Origin of the sequence: Companilactobacillus sp. RD055328, assembly GCF_022835675.1 — a bacterium.
Taxonomy (GTDB): Bacteria; Bacillota; Bacilli; order Lactobacillales; family Lactobacillaceae; genus BQUT01.
The window spans coordinates 534,756-556,116 of record NZ_BQUT01000005.1 but is presented as its reverse complement, the minus strand read 5'-3'; the positions used below and the strand labels follow the sequence as shown (position 1 = coordinate 556,116).

Below are 21,361 nucleotides of genomic sequence, written 5' to 3'. Positions count from 1 at the left end.
CTATGCCTACACAATTTAATAAAACTATAAGAGTTGTTAAAGGCCGTCGACCTAAGGTTGTTGTGATTGGTGGAGGAACTGGATTACCAGTCGTTATTAAGAGTTTGAAAGAAAAAAATGCAGACGTAACAGCAATTGTTACAGTTGCAGATGATGGTGGATCTTCAGGAATTATTCGTGACTATATCAATGTTGTGCCACCTGGAGATATCCGTAATGTGTTGACATCACTATCTGACTTACCAAAAGAAGAATTAGATGTTTTTCAGTATCGTTTTGATTCAAAAGATACGTTCTTTGCTGGACATGCGATTGGTAACTTTGTAATTGCAGCGTTATCAGAAATTTATGGTGATATTTTTGGTGCGGTTCAAGTTCTTTCAAACATGATGAAAGTTGATGGACATGTTTATCCTGCATCTAATCGTGGCTTGACTTTAAATGCTGAATTTATGGATGGGACAATCTTAGCTGGCGAAAGTGAAATCACAGCTGCTGATAAAAAAATCAAACGTATTTGGGTTACTGAAACAGATGATATAAATCAAAAACCAACAGCGGTGGAACCTGTTGTTCAATCGATTCTAGATGCTGATGTTGTCGTATTAGGACCGGGTAGCTTATTTACAAGTGTGCTACCTAATTTGATGATAGACAATTTAGGTAAGGCCGTTTGTGAAACTAAGGCCGAGGTTGTGTACATCTGTAACATCATGACGCAAAAAGGCGAGACGATAGAATATACCGATGCTGAACACGTTAAGGTTCTAGATGAACATTTAGGTGGTAACTTTGTTGACACTGTATTGGTAAATACAACAACGGTACCTGAACAATATATGAATTATGACAAGTACGATGAATACTCAAGCCAAGTAACTCGTGATTTTAATACCCTTAGAAATATGGGATGTCGAGTAATATCGAATGATTTCTTATCGCTTCATGACGGTGGAGCATTCCATGATGGGAATAAGGTTGCTGCTGAAATTATGAGCTTGGCTTTTCAATCGGATCAAAGAAAAAATGAGGAGAGATAGCTGTGGCTTCTTATGCAAGTGAAGTAAAAAAAGAACTAACAATGTTAGAAGTTCACCCAGAACATGCTAGAGTTGAGTTGGCCGCATTATTACGAATGAACGGAAGTATTGCTATCAACAATCATCGATTCGTTTTAAGTGCGGTAACAGAAAATCCAGCAATTGCCAGAAGGATTTATTCTTTATTGAAACAAAATTATAAAGTTGAATCTGAATTGTTAGTTCGTAAAAAAATGAAATTAAAAAAGAACAACCAATATGTTGTTCGATTAAAAAATGATACTAATAGAATTTTAAAAGACTTAGGAATTTTATCTGAGAATGGTTATCAAATTAATCCTGATGTACCTAAAGATATTTTGAATGAAGATCAACGCATGCGTTCGTATTTAAGAGGGGCATTTCTAGCTACAGGTAGTGTAAATAATCCAGAAACATCAAGGTATCACTTAGAAATATATTCATTATATGAATCGCATAGTGAAGATTTGTTAACTATGATGAATCATTTTGGATTAAATGCGCGCAGTACTAAGCGTCGTAATGGATATATTGTTTATTTAAAAGAAGCAGAACGTATTGCTGATTTCTTACAAGTGATAGGTGCAACAAATGCTATGCTGAAGTTTGAAGATGTGCGTATTGTGCGAGATATGAGAAATTCGGTTAATCGTTTGGTGAATTGTGAGAATGCTAATTTAAATAAGACAGTAAGTGCAGCTGCTAAGCAAATTGATAATATTAAATATTTATCAAATACAATTGGCTTAGATAGTCTTCCTGATAAATTACGAGAAATAGCACAAATTCGCCTGGATAACCCTGAAGTATCTCTACAGGAATTAGGAGATATGGTGCCATCTGGTGCAATTTCAAAATCTGGAATTAATCACCGACTAAGAAAAATCAATCAAATTGCTGAAGAGCAACGTGGAGATACGACTCCAGTTGCATAAAAAAAGACTCGACATATTATATGTCGAGTCTTTTTTTGTTGATTTATAGTTCTTTGAAATCTTCTATCAAGTTCAAAAAATGCTTACTTAATTTATCAGCTTTAGCTTTATCAATTTCATTTAGAAAATTGATTAATTTTGTAGTATTAAATCCCGATTTAATATGACTAGTATCGTCTAACAATAATGTGTAGAGGTCAACTTCTAAGGAATTAGCGATTGAATATAAGCTTTGAATACTGATGTTTTGTGTGTTTGTACGTTCGATTCTTGAAATATAATTAACAGAAAGATTACTCAATTCTGCTAATCTTTCTTGCGTTATTCCTTTTGTTTTTCTAATATCTTGAATTTTTTTACCTATACTTAAGTTTGTATTATTTGTCATTTGTCGTCCTCAATCTCTCTTTAATATGACGATATATGTTTTTCGTTAGATAAATAACGGAACATAGTAACTGTTTACATGTGCATATAGTAATAGTAAAATTGAGAGATAAAATAAAAGGGGGATACAAATGTCGAAAAAAAGAAAACTAATATTCGGGGCAATTACATTCTTAATTCTTGCAATTATACTTAAAGGATGTTTTTTTAGAAATGATATAAGTTTAAAATTAGATTCAACAAAAGTTGAGACTGATAAAAATGGAGTGGCTTATATTAAGGGGGAAGTTAAAGGTAAAGGTGAACTAGAATTAGGTCTTGATAAAGCAAAGCAACAACCTGATAAAAAAGGACGCTTCAAGGTGAAATATAAATTACCTAAAGACAGCTATAAAGAAGAAGTCACTGTGTATTATAGCTATAAAAGTGACAGCGTTTCAAAAGATGTGACGATAATATTTAATAAAAAAGAATATAAAAAAATAATTAAACAAAAAGAAGAAAAACAGAAAAAAGAAGAAGAAGAAAGAAAAAAAAGAGAAGCAGAAAGGGAAGCACAACAAGCTGAACTTGATAAGAAAATGGAAGCGGAAAGAGCAGAAAGGTTAAATTCATCTTCAGATAAAATACAAAAGGTATTAACTGATTACTCATCACCTGGATCAGTAGGTCCAAGTCTTTCAATTCAAGATGGGAATCTAGTAGTTAGAATTAATGAAAATAAGAACTTTCTAAGTAGTGGTGAATACATTATGGGTGGTTCTAGTTTTGCTAAAACCGCAGGATATATATTTTCTGATTTAGCAAGCGAAGGTGTACTTAATGACGTAAATAATATGATTATACAGTCCACCGTTAGTTTTACTGATGGAAGCTTAGGAAATTATTCAAATGTTGTAGCTATTAGTATCTTATACCCTCAATCAAAATTAAGTGGAAGAACAAGTGAATCATGGGAAGATACAGCATATGACTCACCTGAGGATATATATACAATGGCTGATGCGTATTATATAAATGATGGGCTTTGGAATTCAGCGGATTCAAGTATTCAGTCAGAGCTATATGCGGGAAAAGAAAAATTTACAAGTAATAATCCGTTTTGGGATTCTTATAAAAATAAACTTATATAAATGGAGATTTAAATATGGAATTTTTTTTGAGCATATTAGGACTATTGGGAATGTTTATTTTTCTAATAGCGATAACCATTCCGGTTGCAATTATTGGTTTTCAAAATGATTTTGTTAGACGAAAGAATCGAGTCGAAGAAGCTGCAAGTAATATTGAAATACAATTAATAAGACGTAGTGATTTGGTTTTAAATATTGTTGAGACGGTTAAAGGATATGCAAAACATGAGTCCAGTACGTTAGAAAAAGTTATTAACGCTCGAAAGCAAACTGCCCAAGTGAATATCGATAAGGAATCAAGTTTGCAAGACAAGATGAATGTTAGTCAAAAGCTTACTTCTGAATTGAGTAAATTAATGGTAGTAGTTGAAAAGTATCCAGAATTAAAGGCAGATACACAGTTTAATTCACTACAAAACAGTTTAGAGAATATAGAGAATAGAATAAGTACCTATCGTGAAGAATATAATTTAATGACTAGGCGATACAACACTGATATTGAACAATTTCCCAAATCGATAGTAGCAAAACGATTTGGTTTTCAAAAAAAAGAATTTTTAGTATTTGATGGTCAAAACTTTGAGAGACCCACTGTGAAGTTTTAATATAATTAATACGAATAGGAAATAAAAAATGGAAAAAATAATTTCATTAATTTTAAAATTAGGTAGCATTATTTTAGGCATTGTTTTTATAGGTTTAGGAGCATTTTTGTATCATTTAACATCAGATAAATCTGGACCATATGTAGAAACTCCGTTTGTCATTGGATATTTAGTGTTGACGGGAGTATTAATAATTAATTTGTGGGTGATTTCTACAAAAATAGATTTAACGAATATATTTACAAATATTGCAATATTTCTATTAGCAGTATCAGGATATTTTGCATTCACGCCTATTACAACTGTAAGTAATGCCTTTCTTATGGCAATGAATAGTGGAAATGTATTTACTTTTTATACTGCTGATTCATACAGCTTGCTTAAAAAAGCTTATGATGTTCAGAAACTTCAAGGTATGTATGATCAAAGACTAATTATAACAATCGGATTTTTATTTGCGGCACTATTGATTGTTATTGTGATGCTTTTAAAAAAAACAAAACAGAAAAATTAAAAAAAAGACACTTATCAATGTTGATAAGTGTCTTTTTAACTGTATTTTATTTTGCTTTGTTAACCATAACATCATCAATCAAACCATATTCTTTAGCTTCTTGAGCTGTCATATAGTTATCACGATCAGTATCTTTTTGAAGAGTTTCAAATGTTTGACCAGAGTTGTCGGCAAGAATGTGATTTAACTTCTCACGAGTCTTAAGGATTTCTCTAGCAGCAATTTCGATTTCTGTTTGTTGACCTTGAGCGCCGCCTAAAGGTTGGTGGATAAGAACTGTTGAGTTAGGAAGTGCAAATCTTTTACCTTTTGTTCCAGATGAAAGAAGAACACTGGCCATTGAAGCAGCCATTCCCATAGCAATAGTTTGAACGTCAGATTTGATGAAGTTCATTGTATCCATAATAGCCAAACCGGCTGTTACAGAACCACCAGGAGAGTTGATGTAGATTGAGATATCCTTATCTGAATCTTGGGCATCAAGGAAAAGTAATTGAGCGATAATAGTGTTAGCCATTTGATCGTTAACTTCTCCAGAAAGCATAATAATTCTGTCTTTCAATAGACGAGAATATATATCATAAGCGCGTTCACCGCGTGAATTTTGTTCGATAACTGTTGGTACTAACATATTAATTAGCGCCTCCTATAATTTGTTTAGCACTCTTATAAGTACTGTGCTAATTTAACATAGTAGTAGAGAGGGGTCAAATTTTAAGTGTTAATGATTGATGAATCCATTGATTGTTCCAATAATCATAGGAGAAACAATGGCAATCACAGTAAAGAGTATTGAAAATTTTTGGAAAGTAGTTAACTTTTTGAAATCTTTATTAAAAGCAATTATTAATAAAAATCCACCAATAAAAGAAGCGAATGATAACGAAATATAAATAGTAGTCATATTTTCCCCTCCATATTTAATTTATGATTAGAGTATAGCATTATCAATAAAGAGAGTATTAAAAGTTAATTTAATTTATCTAAAAAGTCTAAAACCTTTTTATTGCGTGAAAAAAGTGAAACATTTCTTATAAAAGTTATATCAAGTTGTTTCATAGCTAAGTGCTGCGGATCTTGAGACACCTTATTTCTAGCCATAGCTTCAGGTAGGATTGTTACGTAGTCTGAATTTGTGACTGTAGAAATAGTAGACTCACTGTAATCAATTTCCATAATTTGAGGTGGAACTAGATCGATACTTTTATATGTTTGAACAATACGTTGATGAATTGGACAATATTTTGGATACATAATGAGTTTTAAAGGTTGTAGTTTCTGTGGAGTAATATTTGAGTTTAATAAATTGATGGCATTGTTATTTTTGGAATAAACTACATAATAAGGTTCAACGAAAAGTTTTCGTTCGAAATAATCGCCTTTAAAATTATTTTTAAAAGATGAATCAATAATTAATGTATCTAGTTGACCGCTATTGAATGGATTAATCAAATCGAAGATTTTATTAGAAATAATTATTTCTTGGAAGTTTGCCATATTATCAATGAAAAATTGAGAGTACTTATAAGAAGAAATACTATCTAAAACACCAATTTTAATATTATTAAATGAAATTGATGAATTGTTCACCGAACTTTTCATATACTCGAATTGTTTTAAAAAGGGTAAAGCTTGTTCGTATAATTGTGTTCCGCCATTAGTTAAAGTCATACCCTGAGAACTTCGAATGAAAAGCTGCGTATTGAATTCTTCTTCCAATTGTTTGATTTTTTTACTGATAGCGGGTTGTGTTAATGAAAGTGATTCGCTAACTTGATTAATACTTTTGGCTTCGGCAACTCGTATAAATATTTTTAACAAATCAATGTCCATGATAATCTCCTAAGAATAGTTATAACTTTTTGTTATACCTATCATTATAAAACGTTTCTTCTACAAAGTATATGAGAATGGTAATTTCATATTATTAAAAGGTTAGGAGAAATATTATGTCAAAAAAATACTTGTTGGGATTAGTATTATGTTTGGTATCAGTATTATCATGGGGAGGAATGTTTCCAATCATGGCACCGGCTTTGAAGATTATTGATCCGTTTTATTTTACGTTATTCAGATATGGTTCGGTGGCAATTATATTTACAATTCTGTTACTGATAATAGAAGGAAAAGAAGCATTTAACACAGAAGGTCATGCTTTTAAGATTTGGTTACTAGGGACTTTTGCCTTTGCAGGTTTTAGCTTTTTAGTATTTCTTGGTCAAAAAATTGCTGGCTCATCGGGTGCAATTATTGCTTCTGTAATGATGGCAATCCAACCTTTATTAGGAGTTTTAGTGACTTGGATTTATAAAGGTGTTAAACCTACTATTATGTCATTGTTGTCAATGGTCATTGCAGCAGTTGGAGTTTTTATGGTTGTTACTAAAGGCGACGTATCAGTTCTGTTTTCTAATCAAAATTCTATTTTTGCATTGATGTTAATTTTATTAGGTGCTTTATGCTGGGTAATCTACACAACAGGTGGCAATGATTTTCCTGATTGGTCAATTTTAAGATATTCAACACTAACTTCCATCTACGGAGTAGGTTCAGTAATTATTATTTTAATATTTGCGACAATTTTTGGACTGTTAAAATTACCAACAATTAATCAAATTATTGGGGTTAAAACAGCATTATTTTATATGATTAGTTTTGCTGGTGTAATCGCTGTTTTTGCTTGGAACATGGGGAATCGAATTATCAAACCAATTAATGGGATATTATTTATGAACTTAGTTCCAATCATTTCTTTTGTAATAACAATTATAAATGGATACCAAGTGACAATGTTTGAATTGTTAGGAGTTACAATTACAATTTTGGCATTAGTTTTAAATAATTTATACAATCGATATGCGTCAAAAAAGAAAATAAATTAATTTTTGTTCTGATTTTATGCGTCACGCGGGAGTCGAACCCGCATTTCAAGAACCGGAATCTTGCGTGCGATCCATTACACTAGCGACGCTTAAATGTATGTTCCTATTATAATAGAATACTTTAAAAATATCTTGTATATTTTCAAGTGATTACAGTTGCAAATTAAATAGTGTTTGTTATAATTTAATTGTTCATGAGAGAAGAAAGATTTTCATCGTGAATATTTATTTTTATCTTAATGGGTCGCAAAATGTCATACATGGACAGTAGATGTCCCAAGAGGTGTGATGATGAACGAAAATCTTGATTGGATTGAAGCGGTAGCGCCCGATTTTTTTAAAACGTTAACGAGAAGATATCATATTCTCCAACAGATTCTTTGGATGGAACCAGTTGGAAGACGGATGCTAGCTTCGGAGTTAGATATGAGTGAACGCACTCTACGAACTGAATCAGATATTCTGAAAAGTTCAGGAGTGATTACTACATCTAAGTCGGGAATGAAGTTAACAAAAAAAGGTCGTGAGCTATTAGCACAGTTAGAGTTCGTTGTTTCGAATGTTTTAGATATATCCGAAGACGAACGTGCTTTAGGTAATCTACTTGGGATACAACGAGTCATTATTGTTCCGGGTGATTTAGACTTACGACTTCGAGTCGTTGAGTCGTTAGGTAGAGTACTTAATGAAACGCTGGTTTCTACTCTTCCTAACGGACCTGTTACGATTTCGGTTACAGGTGGTAATACAATGGCAGAGATTGCCGAAGAACTTACCCCTGTAATTTCTAAGAAGCGTGACTTAACTTTTGTACCAGCTCGTGGTGGTGTAGGGGAAGCTGTAGAAATACAAGCTAATACTATATCAGCTAAGATGGCTGAGCATACAAATGGTAAGCACAAAGCTCTGTATGTTCCTGAAGATATCAGTGAAAAGAGTTTTGAGTCGCTTCTAGCAGAACCTTCTATTAGTTCGGTTATTAGATTAATTGAACGTAGTGATGTTGTTTTACACAGTATTGGTAAAGCGGACGTCATGGCAAAACGTCGAGATCTTCCGGCAGAAGCTCAACAGTTACTTGAACGTAAAGAAGCTGTTTCAGAAGCTTTTGGAGATTTCTTCGATGCTAAAGGTAATCTGGTTTATAAGATACCTAGAATAGGTTTACATATTCGGGATCTTGATAAAATTAAATATGTGTTTGCGATTGTTGGAGGTAGTTCTAAAGCTCAAGCAATTCAGGCATATATGAAAAACGCACCTAGTCAGACAGTTTTGATTACTGACGAAGGTGCCTCAAATGCGATTTTAAGGGATAACCCTTTAAAATAATTTTACTTTCCTGAAGGAGGAATTTTACTTATGGCTACAAAAGTAGGTATTAACGGTTTTGGACGTATCGGTCGTTTGGCTATTCGTCGTATTTATGAAGTTGCAGGTAATGATCTAGAAGTTGTTGCAATCAATGACTTAACATCACCTGACATGTTGGCACATTTACTAAAATATGATACAGCTCATGGTCAATTCAACCATGAAGTTTCAGCAACAGATAACGCTTTGGTTATTGATGGAAAAACAATTCCAGTTTACGCTGAAGCAGATGCTAACAACATTCCTTGGGTTAAAAATGACGGTGTTGAACTAGTTCTTGAAAGTACTGGTTTCTACACATCACCAGAAAAAGCTCAAGCACATATCAATGCTGGTGCTAAAAAAGTTCTTGTTTCAGCTCCTGCTGGAGACATGAAAACAGTTGTTTATGGTGTTAACGATGACGTTATCACACCAGAAGACCAAATCATTTCAGCTGCATCATGTACAACAAACTGTTTAGCTCCTATGGCTCAAGCAGTTAACGATGCTTTCGGTATCGAAGCTGGTACAATGACAACAATCCATGCTTACACAGCTACACAAAAACTTCAAGATAGTCCTGATCGTGGTGGAAACAAACGTAACGCTCGTGCTGCTGCACAAAACGTTATTCCTCATTCAACAGGTGCTGCTAAAGCTGTTGGTAAAGTTATCCCTGCATTACAAGGTAAACTTGACGGACATGCACAACGTGTACCAGTTATCACAGGTTCACTTACAGAATTAGTTGTAACTCTTAGCAAAGAAGTTTCAGCTGACGAAGTAAATGCTGCTGTTAAAAAAGTTACAGATGGTAACGCATCATTTGGTTACAACGCTGACGAAATCGTTTCATCAGATATTATCGGTACAGAATTTGGTTCAGTATTTGACCCAACTCAAACACAAGTTCTTGGCTCAGGCGAAAAACAAGTTGTTAAAGTTGTATCATGGTACGACAACGAATCAGGTTTCACTGCTCAAATGATCCGTACATTGCAAAAATTTGCAAGCATGATGTAATCTCGATTACATACTGACTGTAAAAAAATAAGCAAATACGTTTTTAACTAAGAAGGCGGAGGGAGGTTTTCTCCTTCTGCCTTTTTTATATTCTTGGAGGCTAAAAATGGCTAAATTAATCGTTTCAGATGTAGACGTAAAAGACAAAAAAGTATTAATGCGTGTTGACTTTAATGTTCCTATTAAAGGTGGCGTTATTGGTAACGATAATCGTATCGTTGCTGCTATCCCAACTATCAAATACGTATCAGAAAACGGTGGTAAAGTAATCTTACTATCTCACTTAGGTCGTATTAAGAGTGACGAAGATAAGAAAGAATTGGCACTTGCTCCAGTTGCTGAAAAACTTTCAGAACTAATGGGACAACCTGTTAAATTTGTTGCTGAAAATGAAGGATCAGAATTAGAATCAGCTATCAATGAAATGAATGATGGTGACATCATCTTGATGGAAAACACTCGTTTCCAAGATATTGATAATGATTTTGGTAAACGTGAAAGCAAAAACGATCCTAAATTAGGTGAATACTGGGCTTCACTTGGTGATGCCTTTGTAAACGACGCTTTTGGTACAGCACACCGTGCTCACGCTTCAAACGTTGGTATTTCAACTGCTATGAAAGCTGCTGGTAAACCAGTTGCTGCTGGATACCTAATGGAAAAAGAAATTAAATTCTTGGGTGATGCTGTTGATACTCCTGTACACCCATTTGTAACAATTCTTGGTGGTGCAAAAGTTTCAGATAAGATTGGTGTTATCGAAAACTTGATTCCTAAGTCAGATCACATCATTATCGGTGGTGGAATGGCTTATACATTCCTTGCAGCACAAGGACACAAAATCGGAAAATCACTATTTGAAGAAGATAAAGTAGAACTAGCTAAAGACCTCCTTCAAAAGGCCGGAGACAAGATTGTTCTTCCTATTGATCACCTTGTTTCAAAAGAATTCTCAAATGATGCTGAATTCGAAGCTTCAGGTATTGATATTCCGGATGGATTTATGGGACTAGATATTGGACCTAAGTCAGTAGAATTATTTAAAGACAAATTAAATGATGCTAAAACAGTTGTATGGAATGGGCCAATGGGTGCATTCGAAATGAGTAACTTTGCTAATGGTACATTAGAAATTGGTAAGACACTTGGTAACTTATCAGGAGCAACAACAATCATCGGTGGTGGTGATTCAGCTGCAGCTGCACAAGACCTTGGAATTGCTGACAAGATTACTCATATCTCAACTGGTGGTGGTGCATCACTAGAATACTTAGAAGGTAAAGTATTACCAGGTATTGACTCAATCTCAGATAAATAATTAAAAGGAGAATATTTACTATGCGTACACCAATTATTGCTGGTAACTGGAAGATGAACAAGAATCCTCAAGAAACACAAGCATTCTTAGATGCCATTGCTGGTAAACTTCCAGATTCATCAAAAGTAGAATCAGTTATTGCTGCTCCTGCTATCGATTTAAATGCTCTAGTATGGTTTTCAAAAGATGAAGAACTTAAAACAGCTGCTGAAAATTGTTACTTTGAAGATGAAGGTGCTTTTACAGGTGAAACTTCACCTAAAGCTCTTTCAGAAATGGGCTTAGATTACGTTGTTATTGGACATTCTGAACGTCGTGATTATTTCCACGAAACAGATGAAGACATTAACAAAAAAGCTAAAGCTATTTTTAGAAACAACATGTTACCAATTATTTGTTGTGGTGAATCACTTGAAACACGTGAAGCTGGAAAAGAAGTTGAATGGGTTGTTAACCAAATCAAAGCGGCTCTTGATGGATTAACAGCAGAACAAGTTTCTAAATCAGTTATTGCTTATGAACCAATTTGGGCTATCGGTACTGGTAAAACAGCTACATCTGATCAAGCTCAAGAAATGTGTCACGAAATTCGTATGGCTGTTAAAGACCTATACGATGGTGATACTGCTGATAAAGTTCGTATCCAATATGGTGGTTCAGTTAAACCTGCTAACGTTCAAGAATTAATGTCTAAAGAAGATATTGATGGTGGACTAGTTGGTGGAGCAAGTATGGACCCAGAATCATTCTTGCAATTAGTAAACTTTTCAAAATAATTAGATTTTTCTAGTAAAAACTATTAGAATGACTATGTAAGTTAAACAAAAAAGGAGATATACAATGTCTGTAATTATTGATATTTTAGGACGTGAAGTTTTAGATTCACGTGGTAACCCAACTGTTGAAGTTGAAGTATATACTGAATTGGGTGGCTTCGGTCGCGCAATTGTTCCATCAGGTGCATCAACAGGTGAACATGAAGCTGTTGAAATGCGTGATGGCGACAAGAAACGTTTTGGTGGAAAAGGTGTTCTTAAAGCTGTAGAACACGTTAACAACGAATTAGCTAAAGCTGTTGTTGGACTAGACGTTACTGACCAAAGAGAAATCGACAAGACAATGATCGAACTTGATGGTACAGAAAACAAAGGTAAATTAGGTGCTAACGCTATTCTTGGTGTATCACTTGCTGCTGCTCGTGCTGCTGCTGACGAATTAGGAATGCCTCTATACGAATACCTTGGTGGACCAAACGCTCATGTACTTCCAACACCAATGATGAACGTTATTAATGGTGGAGCTCACTCAGATAACAAAGTTGACTTCCAAGAATTCATGATTATGCCAGTTGGTGCAGAATCAGTTCGTGAAGCAATCCGTATGGGTTCAGAAACTTTCCAAGCATTGAAGGGTCTACTATCTGCTGATGGTAAAGTTACTTCAGTTGGTGATGAAGGTGGATTTGCTCCTGACTTCGCAAACAACGAAGAACCTCTACAATACCTAATCAAAGCTATCGAAAAAGCTGGTTACAAACCAGGTGACGATATTGCTATCGCTATCGACGTTGCTTCTTCAGAACTATGGGATAACGAAAAGAAGACTTACAAATTACGTTGGTCAACAGGTGAAGAATTCGATACAGCAAGTTTCATTGACTATATCGAAGGTCTTGTTGCTAAATACCCAATCATTTCTGTTGAAGATCCTATCGACGAAAACAACTGGGAAGACTGGGCAACAATCACTAAACAACTTGGAGAAAAAGTTCAAATCGTTGGTGATGACTTCTTCGTAACAAACACAGATTACCTACAAAAAGGTATCGACATGGGAGCTGCTAACTCAATTCTTGTTAAAGTTAACCAAATTGGTACATTAACAGAATCATTAGAAGCGATCGAAATGGCTAAAGAAGCTGGATACACAGCTGTTGTTTCTCACCGTTCAGGTGAAACAGAAGATACAACAATTTCTGACCTTGTTGTTGCTACAAATGCTGGTCAAATTAAGACTGGTTCAATGAGTAGAACAGACCGTTTGGCTAAATATAACCAATTGATGAGAATCGAAGATCAATTAGGTGCACAATCAAACTATAAAGGTATCAAGAGTTTCTACAACATTAAAAAATAATATTTTTAAAAGTTGAGTACTTAATAAAATAGCAGTAAACCTTAATTGGTTTACTGCTATTTTTAATTTGATATTATTTTTAGAGATACTTCTGTGAATTTTTTTCGACATTTTAAAAAAATAGCTTTTAATAGTAAATTATGGTAAAATTATGTATGTGATTTTAGGAGATTTGTCTCCTATTTGGAGGAAATACAAGTGTATAACATTATTCAAACTATACTAGTAATCGTTTCAGTATTAATAATTATTGCTGTCATGATGCAACCATCAAAACAACAAGATGCTTTGAATGCCTTATCAGGTGGTGGCGGAGATTTATTCAGCCAACAAAAGAAACGTGGATTTGAATCATTTATGGAAAAAGTTACTGCAATATTAGCAGCTATTTTCTTCATTTGTGCTTTGGCCCTCGTTTATTTATCATCACATTAATGGTTGTTTCTCCTGTCCGGGTCTGGTTCAGGAGTTTTTTTATATCAAGGGGTGAATAATTTGAATAGGATTAAACCTGAAACTTTTTATTTTAATCACGGTGATAATGCGGTGATTTTATTACATTCTTATACTGGAACTCCGAACGACATGCGATTATTAGCGCGTAAATTAGAGGATTACGAATATTCTGTTTATGCTCCGATGTTTGCTGGGCATGGTACAAGTGATCCACAGAATATTCTTACTGAAGGTAATCCTGATATTTGGTGGCAACAGGTGTTAGATGCTGTAGATTTCTTGAAAAAAGAAGGCAAAACTAAGATAGCTATCATGGGACTTTCATTAGGGTCGATCTTTGCAACAAAAGCTTTAGAAGAACTTCCAGAAGAATTTGTCTGTGGTGGAGTGTTTGGATCGCCATTGTTTAATGACAGTTATGAGAATGTAAGAGCTGGATTCATGGAATATACTCAAAAAGTTCGTGAACATTATCATGAAGATTCTAGTGATATGTTGTTAGATGAGATAAGTAAGCAATCAGATATATCATTACAAAAAATCGTAGATACTACTGAAGTAATAGCTAGTCACTTAGATAAAATTAAAAAACCTTATTTTATAGGACAAGGGTCAACTGATGTGATGGTTAATCCAGAATCCGCAAAGAAATTAAAAAAAGTCTTAGAAGATACACATACTGAAGTTACATTTAAATGGTATGAAGAAGCAGGCCACGTAATAACAATTAACAAGGCTCATCATCAATTAGAAAAAGATGTAATTGAGTTTTTAAATAATAACATGAAATAAATAGAGGTAATAAATGACAGAAGTCGATGACAGATTAATTTCTGATACGTTAGAAGTGTTCAGAAATAATCCTGATAAAAAATATGATCCCGAGCAAATCAATGATATTTTGCGAATGAACGGATCACAAGCATTCAAAAAAGTCGTAAAAAGCTTAGCTATACTTGAAGGTGAAGGCAAGATTAACGTCAACTCAAATGGGCGTTTCAAATTAGCTCCACCTGATCAAATCGTAACAGGTGAATTTCGCGCTAATGAAAAAGGATTTGGTTTCGTAAGATACGATGAGACTGATCCAGATATCTTTGTAGCTAGACCTAATGTTTTACACGCTATTAATGGTGATGAAGTTAAGGTGAAAATTACTAAACCAGCCAATCCATGGGGAAGCCGTGGACCAGAAGGTGAAATAGTAGAAATTACTGGTCATGGTTTAACTGAATTAGTAGGAGAGTTCCAACCCTATAGTGACGTTCAAGTTGAAAAGACAGGTCTTCTAGGCTATGTTCAAAGCCACGAGAAAAAGATTGCTGGATATCGTGTATTCATTCCAGATGAGGGATTACATCCACAAATGGGAGATATGGTGAAGGTTTCATTAACACAATATCCTAGTGATGAACAACCTAATAGTATGCAAGGTGTTGCTGAAACTGTTTTAGGTAACAAGAATGATCCTGGAGTCGATATCTTAACAATCGTCTATGATAACGACATTCATGTTGATTTCCCAGATGAAGTAATCAATCAGGCTGAAGATATTCCTGATACAGTTACGTCTGAAGATCGCAAGGGTCGTGTTGATATCACTGATCAAGTTATGGTTACAATTGATGGCGATGATTCAAAAGACTTCGATGATGCTGTTACTCTTTGGAAACTAGATAATGGGAACTTCCATCTAGGAGTCTCAATTGCTGACGTTAGTTACTATGTAACTGAAGGATCACCGTTAGATCAAGAAGCTTATGACCGCGGAACTAGTACTTATTTGACTGATCGTGTTATACCAATGATTCCATTTAGACTATCTAATGGTATTTGTTCATTGAATCCAGGAGTTGATCGTTTATCACTAACATGTGATATGGAAATCGACAAGAATGGACATGTTGTTAGTCACGAAATATATCCAAGCGTCATCAATTCACATGCTCGTTTAACTTATAGTAATGTGAATAAAATTTTTGATAATGACAAAGAACAAATTGAAGCTAACGCTGAGTTAGTTCCTATGCTAAATGACATGCATGAATTGCATGATATTTTATATGCAATGAGACATGACAGAGGAGCTATTGATTTTGAAGCTCCTGAAGCAAAAATCATTGTTGATGATAATGGTAAAGCTGTTGATATCGAAATTAGAGATCGTGGTATCTCTGAAAGAATGATTGAGTCATTTATGTTGGCTGCTAATGAAACTGTTGCTGAACACTATAGAAAACAACATTTACCATTCTTATATCGTGTACATGAAAAGCCAGATGAAGAAAAAGTGAAGAATTTCTTTGAAACTGCTAGTACTTTCGGTATTCAAGTACAAGGTTCAATTAAAAATATTACGCCTAAGATGCTACAAACTGTTGTAACAAAGACAAAAGATACACCTGAAGAACTAGTTACTACTACAATGTTACTTCGCAGTATGCAACAAGCTCGTTATTCAGAAGATGCTCTAGGTCATTTCGGTTTAGCAGCGGAGTATTATACTCACTTCACTTCACCAATCAGACGTTACCCTGACTTAGTGGTTCATCGAATGATTCATCAATATTCACAAAATACTGATGAAGCTCTTAAAGAGAAATGGAATAAGGTTCTACCAGATATTGGTCAACATTCATCTATCCGTGAACGTCATTCAATTGACGCTGAACGTGCAGTTAATGATTTGAAGAAGACCGAATATATGGAAGAAAACGTTGGTGAAGTATTCGACGGTGTTGTTGGTTCAGCTACAAGTTTTGGTATTTTTGTAACTTTGGAAAATACTGTTGAAGGACTAGTGCATATTTCAAATATGCATGATGATTTTTATGAATTTGATGAGCGACAACTTGCTTTAGTAGGTAAGAGAACTCATAAGACATACAAGATTGGTCAACCAATCAAGGTTAAATTAACACGTGCGGATTTAGATTCAAGAAAACTAGACTTTGAGGTGGTATTACCACCTGAAGAACAAAAGAAAGTTGATGAAGCACGTAAGAAAAATGCAAATCGCCAACGTGGTGGTAATAAAAGGCATAATGATAGAAATAAAAAACCTTTTAATAAACGTTAAAAAGGGGATGTCAAAATGAAAAAACATCCGAAGAAAGCTGCTAACGAAATAGCATCAAATCGAAAAGCTCGTCATGATTATCTGATTGAAGAGACTTTTGAAGCGGGTATTTCGTTAACGGGAACAGAGATTAAGTCTGTCCGTAATGGTAGAGTTAATTTAAAAGATGGTTATGTACAAGTAAGAAATAGTGAAGCGTGGTTAATGAACGTTCATATTAATGAATATGAACAAGGGAATCGGTTTAATCATGATCCATTGCGTAACCGCAAATTATTACTACATAAAAAAGAAATAAGAAAGTTAGCTGGGGTTGTACAAGAAAAAGGAATTACCATTGTACCTTTAAAAATGTATTTCAAAAAAGGTTTCGCCAAAGTGTTAATAGGAGTTGGTCGCGGTAAGAAAGAATTTGATAAACGTGAAACTATTAAACATCGTGAGCAAGATCGAGAAATGCGTCGAACAATAAAGGTAAACATGAGGTAATTATTTGATTCTTTTGCGTAATTTAATTCTGATGGGATAAAATCTATTTTATTAGGAGTCGTAACTTGACAATTACAACAAAAAATCTAATATGTGAAGCGTTCTTCCAAGAAATATCGAAAGAGACTTCGCGAAGTTTTTCTGTAAGAGAATTGGCTAAAAAAGCCCATATTGCTCGTAGTACAATTTATTATCAGTTTTCTTCATTGAATGATGTGTGTTCATATTCTTTGAATACGCATTTTTTTGACCAATTAGATAGTAATCAAGGGTTCTGTGAATTTGTTAAACAATTAAGCGATTTTATTGATAAGAATCCTATATTTTGTATGAACTTATTTACAATCATTGATCCGACGAAGCAACATGAATTTTTATTTGATAAATTTTATAGTTATTTACTTAAACGTTGTTCCTTTGTAATTACTCAAAATAATAAAGAACAAGAATTCTATAAAAAAGAAATTAGATCATTAACCGAGTTTTTAATTTTTCAAGTTAACTTACGTTTGCAGGGTAATATTGATAAGCATGAATTTTATGATAATGTGCAACAATATTTTATAATTACCCGTAATAATATAGTTAGAGAAAAACAACGATATATAATTTCCAAAAATCGAAGAAATTAATGAGGTAAAAAGATGATAAGAGCTGCCAGAAAAGAAGATGTCAAACAAGTGTTACCGATTTTGAATCAAATTTTTGAGGATATGGAATTAGATTATTTCAAAAAAATTGGACAACAAAAATTGTTTGAATTATTAGAAGATGGGTTTACGTTACCTGATTATCGCTATAGTTATGAAAATATTCTTGTTGATGAAGAAGATGGCAAGATTGTCACTATTGCAGTCGGATATCCGGCTGAATTAGAAGAACATATTGATGATCCGTTGATTGCAATACTTGATAAGCATGGACTTGATAAGGATCAAAAGCTATTCGAAGATACGGAATCTTGGCCTGGTGAATGGTATTTGGATTCTTTAGCTGTTCATGCAGATATGCATCATCAAGGATATGGGAAAAAGATGCTAGAATATTTACCTGAGTATTTACTTAACAAAGGTGAAAAGATGCTAAGTTTAAACGCTGATGTTAATAATATTCCTGCACAAAAACTATATGAAAAAATGGGCTTCAAAAAAGTAGGACAATTATATATTGGTGATCATTTATATGACCATATGCAATTAGATTTATAAAAAAGGATACTGATACTATGAGTTATCGCGATAATTTTGATAAAGAATTGCTGGAAGTTGTTTCAGAGGTTGATAAAAAAATACAGCCTAAATTATCTGAAATTGATGAGCAAATATTAGAGAACCAGAGTAAAGTATTACAAGCTTTTCAACATAATGGAGTTGCCGAGAGTCATCTTAATGGTTCAACAGGATATGGACATACGGATGAAGGACGAGTGATTTTAGAACGTGTTTATGCTGAGGCACTTGGTGGCGAAGCTGCATTGGTAAGACCACAATTCGTTTCTGGTACTCATGCCATTGGAGTGGCTCTTCTAGGATTAGTACGTCCGGGTGATGAATTGCTATACATTACTGGAGAACCTTATGATACTTTGCAAGAAGTATTGGGATTGGCTGGTAATGGTATAGGAAGTCCAAAAGAATATGGTATCGATGTTGATTATATTGATTTATTGAAAAACGGCGAAGCAGATTTAAATACGATTAAGAAACGTCTTTCAAGTAAAACTAAGGTAGTTGCAATACAGCGTTCACGCGGATATGCAACTCGTGAATCATTTACAGTTGATAAAATCAAAGAAATGATTGATGTTGTTCGCTCAGTATTACCTGACGTTTGGATATTTGTTGACAATGCTTATGGTGAATTCTCAGAAACCATTGAACCTCTTGATATTGGTGCGGATGTTATGGCTGGATCACTATTCAAGAATGCTGGTGGTGGAATTGTTCCAACTGGGGCCTATATTGTAGGACGAGATGATTTAATTGAGATGATTAGTTACCGTTTCACGGTTCCAGGTTTAGGTGGCGCTGAGGGAGCAACAGGCAGTTTCTTATCGCTTGCCTTCGAAGGATTCTTTATGGCGCCACAAGTGACGGGAAATGCAATCAAAGGAGCGATTTTTGAAGCAGCTCTTTTAGAAGAACTAGGCTTATCAGTAAGTCCTAAATGGGATGATCCTAGAACTGATATTGTACAGACTGTTAATTTTGGTGAGAAGGAATCAATGATTAAATTTGCGGAAGCTATTCAGCGTAATTCGCCAATCGATTCATATGTGTTGCCAATCCCTGAAGAAATGGCTGGTTATGAAGATGAAATTATTATGGCTGGTGGTACTTTTATTCAAGGATCTACATTAGAATTTTCAGGTGATGGTCCAATTCGTCCCCCTTATACATTGTATTTACAAGGTGGATTAACATACGCTCATATTAAACTTGCTATTATGGGAGCGGCTCAATATACATTTTATTGACACATTTTATACCGATTGGTATTATAATAGAAATTATTTAAGAACGTTATTTAGATAACGTTCTTTATTTTTTTATAAGTATTGGTATAGTCATAATTTAATGAAGAGGTGTTCACTTTGAAAAAGAATTACACAGCTAATGAAATTAGAGAAATTGTCAAAACCGAAAATGTTCAATTCCTGAGATTGATGTTCGCAGATATCAATGGAATTATTAAAAACGTTGAGGTACCAATTAGTCAATTGGATAAAGTTCTTGATAATAAAATTTCTTTTGATGGTTCTTCAATTGATGGTTTTGCAAGAATTGAAGAAAGTGATATGTTTTTATTTCCAGATTTAAGCACTTGGCTAATTTTCCCATGGGGTAATGAACATGGAAGTATCGCGAGACTAATATGTTCAGTGCATAATTTTGATGGAACCCCATTTGCAGGTGATCCAAGAAATAATCTCATAAAAACAGTTGAAACAATGAAAGAATCTGGTTTTTCATCTTTTAATATTGGACCAGAACCAGAATTTTTCTTATTCAAACTTGATGAGAGTGGACATCCAACAATGACGTTGAATGACCAAGGTACTTATTTCGACTTTGCACCGTTAGATCTTGGCGAGAATTGTCGCCGTGATATTGTTTTGGAATTGGAAAAAATGGGCTTTGAAATTGAAGCATCTCATCATGAAGTTGCAACTGGTCAACACGAGATTGATTTTAAATATACCGATGCTGTTAATGCTGCTGATCAAATTCAAACATTTAAGTTAGTTGTAAAGACAATTGCTAGAAAGCATGGATTGTTTGCAACCTTCATGCCTAAACCAATTGCAGGAATTAATGGTAGTGGAATGCATATTAATATGAGTTTGTTCGATGAATCAGGTAATGTATTCTTCGATGAAAGTGCTGAACAACAACTTAGTGAAACTGCCATGCATTTTCTTGGTGGTGTCTTAGAACATGCTGGTGGATTGACAGCAATCAATAATCCAACCGTTAATTCATATAAGAGATTAGTACCAGGTTATGAAGCTCCGGTATATGTAGCGTGGTCAGGAAAGAATCGTACACCTTTAATTAGAGTTCCTCAATCAAGGGGCTTAGGAACTCGCTTGGAATTAAGAAGTGTAGATCCATCTGCTAATCCATACTTAGCGATTTCAGCAATATTAGCTGCTGGACTAGACGGAGTTAAGAAAAATATTACTCCTGAACAAGCTGTAGATAAGAATATTTATGGTATGAAAGATGATGAGCGTGAAGCTAATCATATTCACAATTTACCTTCTACATTACATAACGCACTAAAGGCCTTAGCTGCCGATAGTTTGCTAATTAATGTTATGGGAGAACAATTGTATAATAGTTTCAAGAATTCCAAAGATATGGAATGGGATAGATATCGTCAACAAGTTTCTGAGTGGGAACGTGAACAGTATCTTGAATTATACTAATTAAAAAAAGACAGCCAATGGAACTGCAACTAATTTTTGAAACAAATAAATAAAAG

General features: G+C 34.2%; 23 protein-coding genes and 1 tRNA gene. 19 read left to right on the top strand and 5 right to left on the bottom strand.

All coding sequences use genetic code 11. The features are described from left to right. Window positions 1-2: 2 nt before the first annotated feature. Both yvcK and whiA read left to right on the top strand, forming a co-directional pair. Window positions 3-1,040 (top strand): uridine diphosphate-N-acetylglucosamine-binding protein YvcK, encoded by a 1,038-nt coding sequence (gene yvcK / locus RD055328_RS05020; protein WP_244087706.1) that lies wholly within the window; start codon window positions 3-5, stop codon window positions 1,038-1,040. Window positions 1,041-1,042: 2 nt separating this feature from the next. Then, window positions 1,043-1,996 carry a DNA-binding protein WhiA gene (gene whiA, locus RD055328_RS05015; protein ID WP_244087705.1) on the top strand — a complete coding sequence of 318 codons (954 nt, stop codon included), beginning with the start codon at window positions 1,043-1,045 and terminating at the stop codon, window positions 1,994-1,996. Between the two features lie 43 nt (window positions 1,997-2,039). Here the strand turns inward: whiA and RD055328_RS05010 are convergent, their stop codons facing one another. After that, window positions 2,040-2,384: a helix-turn-helix domain-containing protein gene (locus tag RD055328_RS05010; protein WP_244087704.1), complete on the bottom strand. Its 345-nt coding sequence runs from the start codon at window positions 2,382-2,384 to the stop codon at window positions 2,040-2,042. 130 nt (window positions 2,385-2,514) lie between these two features. Here RD055328_RS05010 and RD055328_RS05005 point away from each other — a divergent pair, with 130 nt between their 5' ends. Genes RD055328_RS05005 through RD055328_RS04995 form a run of 3 tightly spaced genes read left to right on the top strand, consistent with a single transcriptional unit; the run spans window position 2,515 to window position 4,635 of the window. After that, window positions 2,515-3,516, top strand: coding sequence for a hypothetical protein (locus RD055328_RS05005; protein WP_244087703.1), 1,002 nt, complete (start codon window positions 2,515-2,517; stop codon window positions 3,514-3,516). Window positions 3,517-3,530: 14 nt separating this feature from the next. Next, on the top strand, window positions 3,531-4,121 hold the full coding sequence (locus RD055328_RS05000; RefSeq protein ID WP_244087702.1) for a LemA family protein: 591 nt from the start codon (window positions 3,531-3,533) through the stop codon (window positions 4,119-4,121). A 28-nt stretch (window positions 4,122-4,149) separates the two neighbouring features. Beyond that, window positions 4,150-4,635 carry a hypothetical protein gene (locus RD055328_RS04995; protein ID WP_244087701.1) on the top strand — a complete coding sequence of 162 codons (486 nt, stop codon included), beginning with the start codon at window positions 4,150-4,152 and terminating at the stop codon, window positions 4,633-4,635. A gap of 46 nt (window positions 4,636-4,681) precedes the next feature. Here the strand turns inward: RD055328_RS04995 and clpP are convergent, their stop codons facing one another. From clpP to RD055328_RS04980, 3 genes are all read right to left on the bottom strand, one after another. Next, entirely contained in the window at window positions 4,682-5,266 is a 585-nt protein-coding gene (clpP, locus tag RD055328_RS04990) for an ATP-dependent Clp endopeptidase proteolytic subunit ClpP (RefSeq protein ID WP_244087700.1), read from the bottom strand. Window positions 5,267-5,356: 90 nt separating this feature from the next. Next, a complete protein-coding gene (locus RD055328_RS04985; protein WP_244087699.1) occupies window positions 5,357-5,539 on the bottom strand; it encodes a hypothetical protein in 183 nt (60 codons plus the stop codon). 65 nt (window positions 5,540-5,604) lie between these two features. Then, entirely contained in the window at window positions 5,605-6,468 is an 864-nt protein-coding gene (locus RD055328_RS04980) for a LysR family transcriptional regulator (protein ID WP_244087698.1), read from the bottom strand. Between the two features lie 116 nt (window positions 6,469-6,584). On the opposite strand from RD055328_RS04980, the gene RD055328_RS04975 reads away from it, so the two are divergent. Then, entirely contained in the window at window positions 6,585-7,517 is a 933-nt protein-coding gene (locus tag RD055328_RS04975) for a DMT family transporter (protein WP_244087697.1), read from the top strand. A gap of 17 nt (window positions 7,518-7,534) precedes the next feature. On the opposite strand, the gene RD055328_RS04970 is transcribed toward RD055328_RS04975, so the two are convergent. Then, window positions 7,535-7,606, bottom strand: a tRNA-Arg gene (locus RD055328_RS04970). Between the two features lie 202 nt (window positions 7,607-7,808). On the opposite strand from RD055328_RS04970, the gene RD055328_RS04965 reads away from it, so the two are divergent. From RD055328_RS04965 to glnA, 13 genes are all read left to right on the top strand, one after another. Beyond that, window positions 7,809-8,849, top strand: coding sequence for a sugar-binding transcriptional regulator (locus tag RD055328_RS04965; protein ID WP_244088145.1), 1,041 nt, complete (start codon window positions 7,809-7,811; stop codon window positions 8,847-8,849). A gap of 30 nt (window positions 8,850-8,879) precedes the next feature. Continuing rightward, entirely contained in the window at window positions 8,880-9,896 is a 1,017-nt protein-coding gene (gap, locus tag RD055328_RS04960; RefSeq protein WP_244087696.1) for a type I glyceraldehyde-3-phosphate dehydrogenase, read from the top strand. Between the two features lie 106 nt (window positions 9,897-10,002). Next, window positions 10,003-11,214 carry a phosphoglycerate kinase gene (locus RD055328_RS04955; protein ID WP_244087695.1) on the top strand — a complete coding sequence of 404 codons (1,212 nt, stop codon included), beginning with the start codon at window positions 10,003-10,005 and terminating at the stop codon, window positions 11,212-11,214. Between the two features lie 20 nt (window positions 11,215-11,234). Beyond that, a complete protein-coding gene (tpiA, locus tag RD055328_RS04950; protein WP_244087694.1) occupies window positions 11,235-11,990 on the top strand; it encodes a triose-phosphate isomerase in 756 nt (251 codons plus the stop codon). A 64-nt stretch (window positions 11,991-12,054) separates the two neighbouring features. After that, window positions 12,055-13,350: a phosphopyruvate hydratase gene (gene eno / locus RD055328_RS04945; RefSeq protein ID WP_244087693.1), complete on the top strand. Its 1,296-nt coding sequence runs from the start codon at window positions 12,055-12,057 to the stop codon at window positions 13,348-13,350. Window positions 13,351-13,548: 198 nt separating this feature from the next. Then, window positions 13,549-13,785, top strand: coding sequence for a preprotein translocase subunit SecG (gene secG / locus RD055328_RS04940; RefSeq protein WP_244087692.1), 237 nt, complete (start codon window positions 13,549-13,551; stop codon window positions 13,783-13,785). Window positions 13,786-13,845: 60 nt separating this feature from the next. After that, complete coding sequence (locus RD055328_RS04935) at window positions 13,846-14,598, top strand: carboxylesterase (RefSeq protein WP_244087691.1); 753 nt, start codon at window positions 13,846-13,848, stop codon at window positions 14,596-14,598. A 13-nt stretch (window positions 14,599-14,611) separates the two neighbouring features. Beyond that, window positions 14,612-16,885, top strand: coding sequence for a ribonuclease R (gene rnr, locus RD055328_RS04930; RefSeq protein ID WP_244087690.1), 2,274 nt, complete (start codon window positions 14,612-14,614; stop codon window positions 16,883-16,885). Between the two features lie 15 nt (window positions 16,886-16,900). Next, a complete protein-coding gene (gene smpB, locus RD055328_RS04925) occupies window positions 16,901-17,374 on the top strand; it encodes an SsrA-binding protein SmpB (protein WP_244087689.1) in 474 nt (157 codons plus the stop codon). A 65-nt stretch (window positions 17,375-17,439) separates the two neighbouring features. Continuing rightward, window positions 17,440-18,006 (top strand): TetR/AcrR family transcriptional regulator, encoded by a 567-nt coding sequence (locus RD055328_RS04920; RefSeq protein ID WP_244087688.1) that lies wholly within the window; start codon window positions 17,440-17,442, stop codon window positions 18,004-18,006. 12 nt (window positions 18,007-18,018) lie between these two features. Further along, on the top strand, window positions 18,019-18,582 hold the full coding sequence (locus tag RD055328_RS04915; RefSeq protein ID WP_244087687.1) for a GNAT family N-acetyltransferase: 564 nt from the start codon (window positions 18,019-18,021) through the stop codon (window positions 18,580-18,582). Window positions 18,583-18,599: 17 nt separating this feature from the next. After that, window positions 18,600-19,850 carry an aminotransferase class V-fold PLP-dependent enzyme gene (locus RD055328_RS04910; RefSeq protein ID WP_244087686.1) on the top strand — a complete coding sequence of 417 codons (1,251 nt, stop codon included), beginning with the start codon at window positions 18,600-18,602 and terminating at the stop codon, window positions 19,848-19,850. 117 nt (window positions 19,851-19,967) lie between these two features. Further along, entirely contained in the window at window positions 19,968-21,305 is a 1,338-nt protein-coding gene (gene glnA, locus RD055328_RS04905; RefSeq protein WP_279593920.1) for a type I glutamate--ammonia ligase, read from the top strand. Window positions 21,306-21,361 lie beyond the last annotated feature (56 nt).

What these genes read in the sequence shown, in the direction of transcription:
- yvcK (WP_244087706.1), top strand. Translation starts at nt 3, where the DNA reads ATGCCTACACAATTTAATAAAACTATAAGAGTTGTTAAAGGCCGTCGA.
- RD055328_RS05010 (WP_244087704.1), bottom strand. Translation starts at nt 2,384, where the DNA reads ATGACAAATAATACAAACTTAAGTATAGGTAAAAAAATTCAAGATATT.
- RD055328_RS05005 (WP_244087703.1), top strand. Translation starts at nt 2,515, where the DNA reads ATGTCGAAAAAAAGAAAACTAATATTCGGGGCAATTACATTCTTAATT.
- RD055328_RS05000 (WP_244087702.1), top strand. Translation starts at nt 3,531, where the DNA reads ATGGAATTTTTTTTGAGCATATTAGGACTATTGGGAATGTTTATTTTT.
- RD055328_RS04995 (WP_244087701.1), top strand. Translation starts at nt 4,150, where the DNA reads ATGGAAAAAATAATTTCATTAATTTTAAAATTAGGTAGCATTATTTTA.
- clpP (WP_244087700.1), bottom strand. Translation starts at nt 5,266, where the DNA reads ATGTTAGTACCAACAGTTATCGAACAAAATTCACGCGGTGAACGCGCT.
- RD055328_RS04985 (WP_244087699.1), bottom strand. Translation starts at nt 5,539, where the DNA reads ATGACTACTATTTATATTTCGTTATCATTCGCTTCTTTTATTGGTGGA.
- RD055328_RS04980 (WP_244087698.1), bottom strand. Translation starts at nt 6,468, where the DNA reads ATGGACATTGATTTGTTAAAAATATTTATACGAGTTGCCGAAGCCAAA.
- RD055328_RS04975 (WP_244087697.1), top strand. Translation starts at nt 6,585, where the DNA reads ATGTCAAAAAAATACTTGTTGGGATTAGTATTATGTTTGGTATCAGTA.
- RD055328_RS04965 (WP_244088145.1), top strand. Translation starts at nt 7,809, where the DNA reads ATGAACGAAAATCTTGATTGGATTGAAGCGGTAGCGCCCGATTTTTTT.
- gap (WP_244087696.1), top strand. Translation starts at nt 8,880, where the DNA reads ATGGCTACAAAAGTAGGTATTAACGGTTTTGGACGTATCGGTCGTTTG.
- RD055328_RS04955 (WP_244087695.1), top strand. Translation starts at nt 10,003, where the DNA reads ATGGCTAAATTAATCGTTTCAGATGTAGACGTAAAAGACAAAAAAGTA.
- tpiA (WP_244087694.1), top strand. Translation starts at nt 11,235, where the DNA reads ATGCGTACACCAATTATTGCTGGTAACTGGAAGATGAACAAGAATCCT.
- eno (WP_244087693.1), top strand. Translation starts at nt 12,055, where the DNA reads ATGTCTGTAATTATTGATATTTTAGGACGTGAAGTTTTAGATTCACGT.
- rnr (WP_244087690.1), top strand. Translation starts at nt 14,612, where the DNA reads ATGACAGAAGTCGATGACAGATTAATTTCTGATACGTTAGAAGTGTTC.
- smpB (WP_244087689.1), top strand. Translation starts at nt 16,901, where the DNA reads ATGAAAAAACATCCGAAGAAAGCTGCTAACGAAATAGCATCAAATCGA.
- RD055328_RS04915 (WP_244087687.1), top strand. Translation starts at nt 18,019, where the DNA reads ATGATAAGAGCTGCCAGAAAAGAAGATGTCAAACAAGTGTTACCGATT.
- RD055328_RS04910 (WP_244087686.1), top strand. Translation starts at nt 18,600, where the DNA reads ATGAGTTATCGCGATAATTTTGATAAAGAATTGCTGGAAGTTGTTTCA.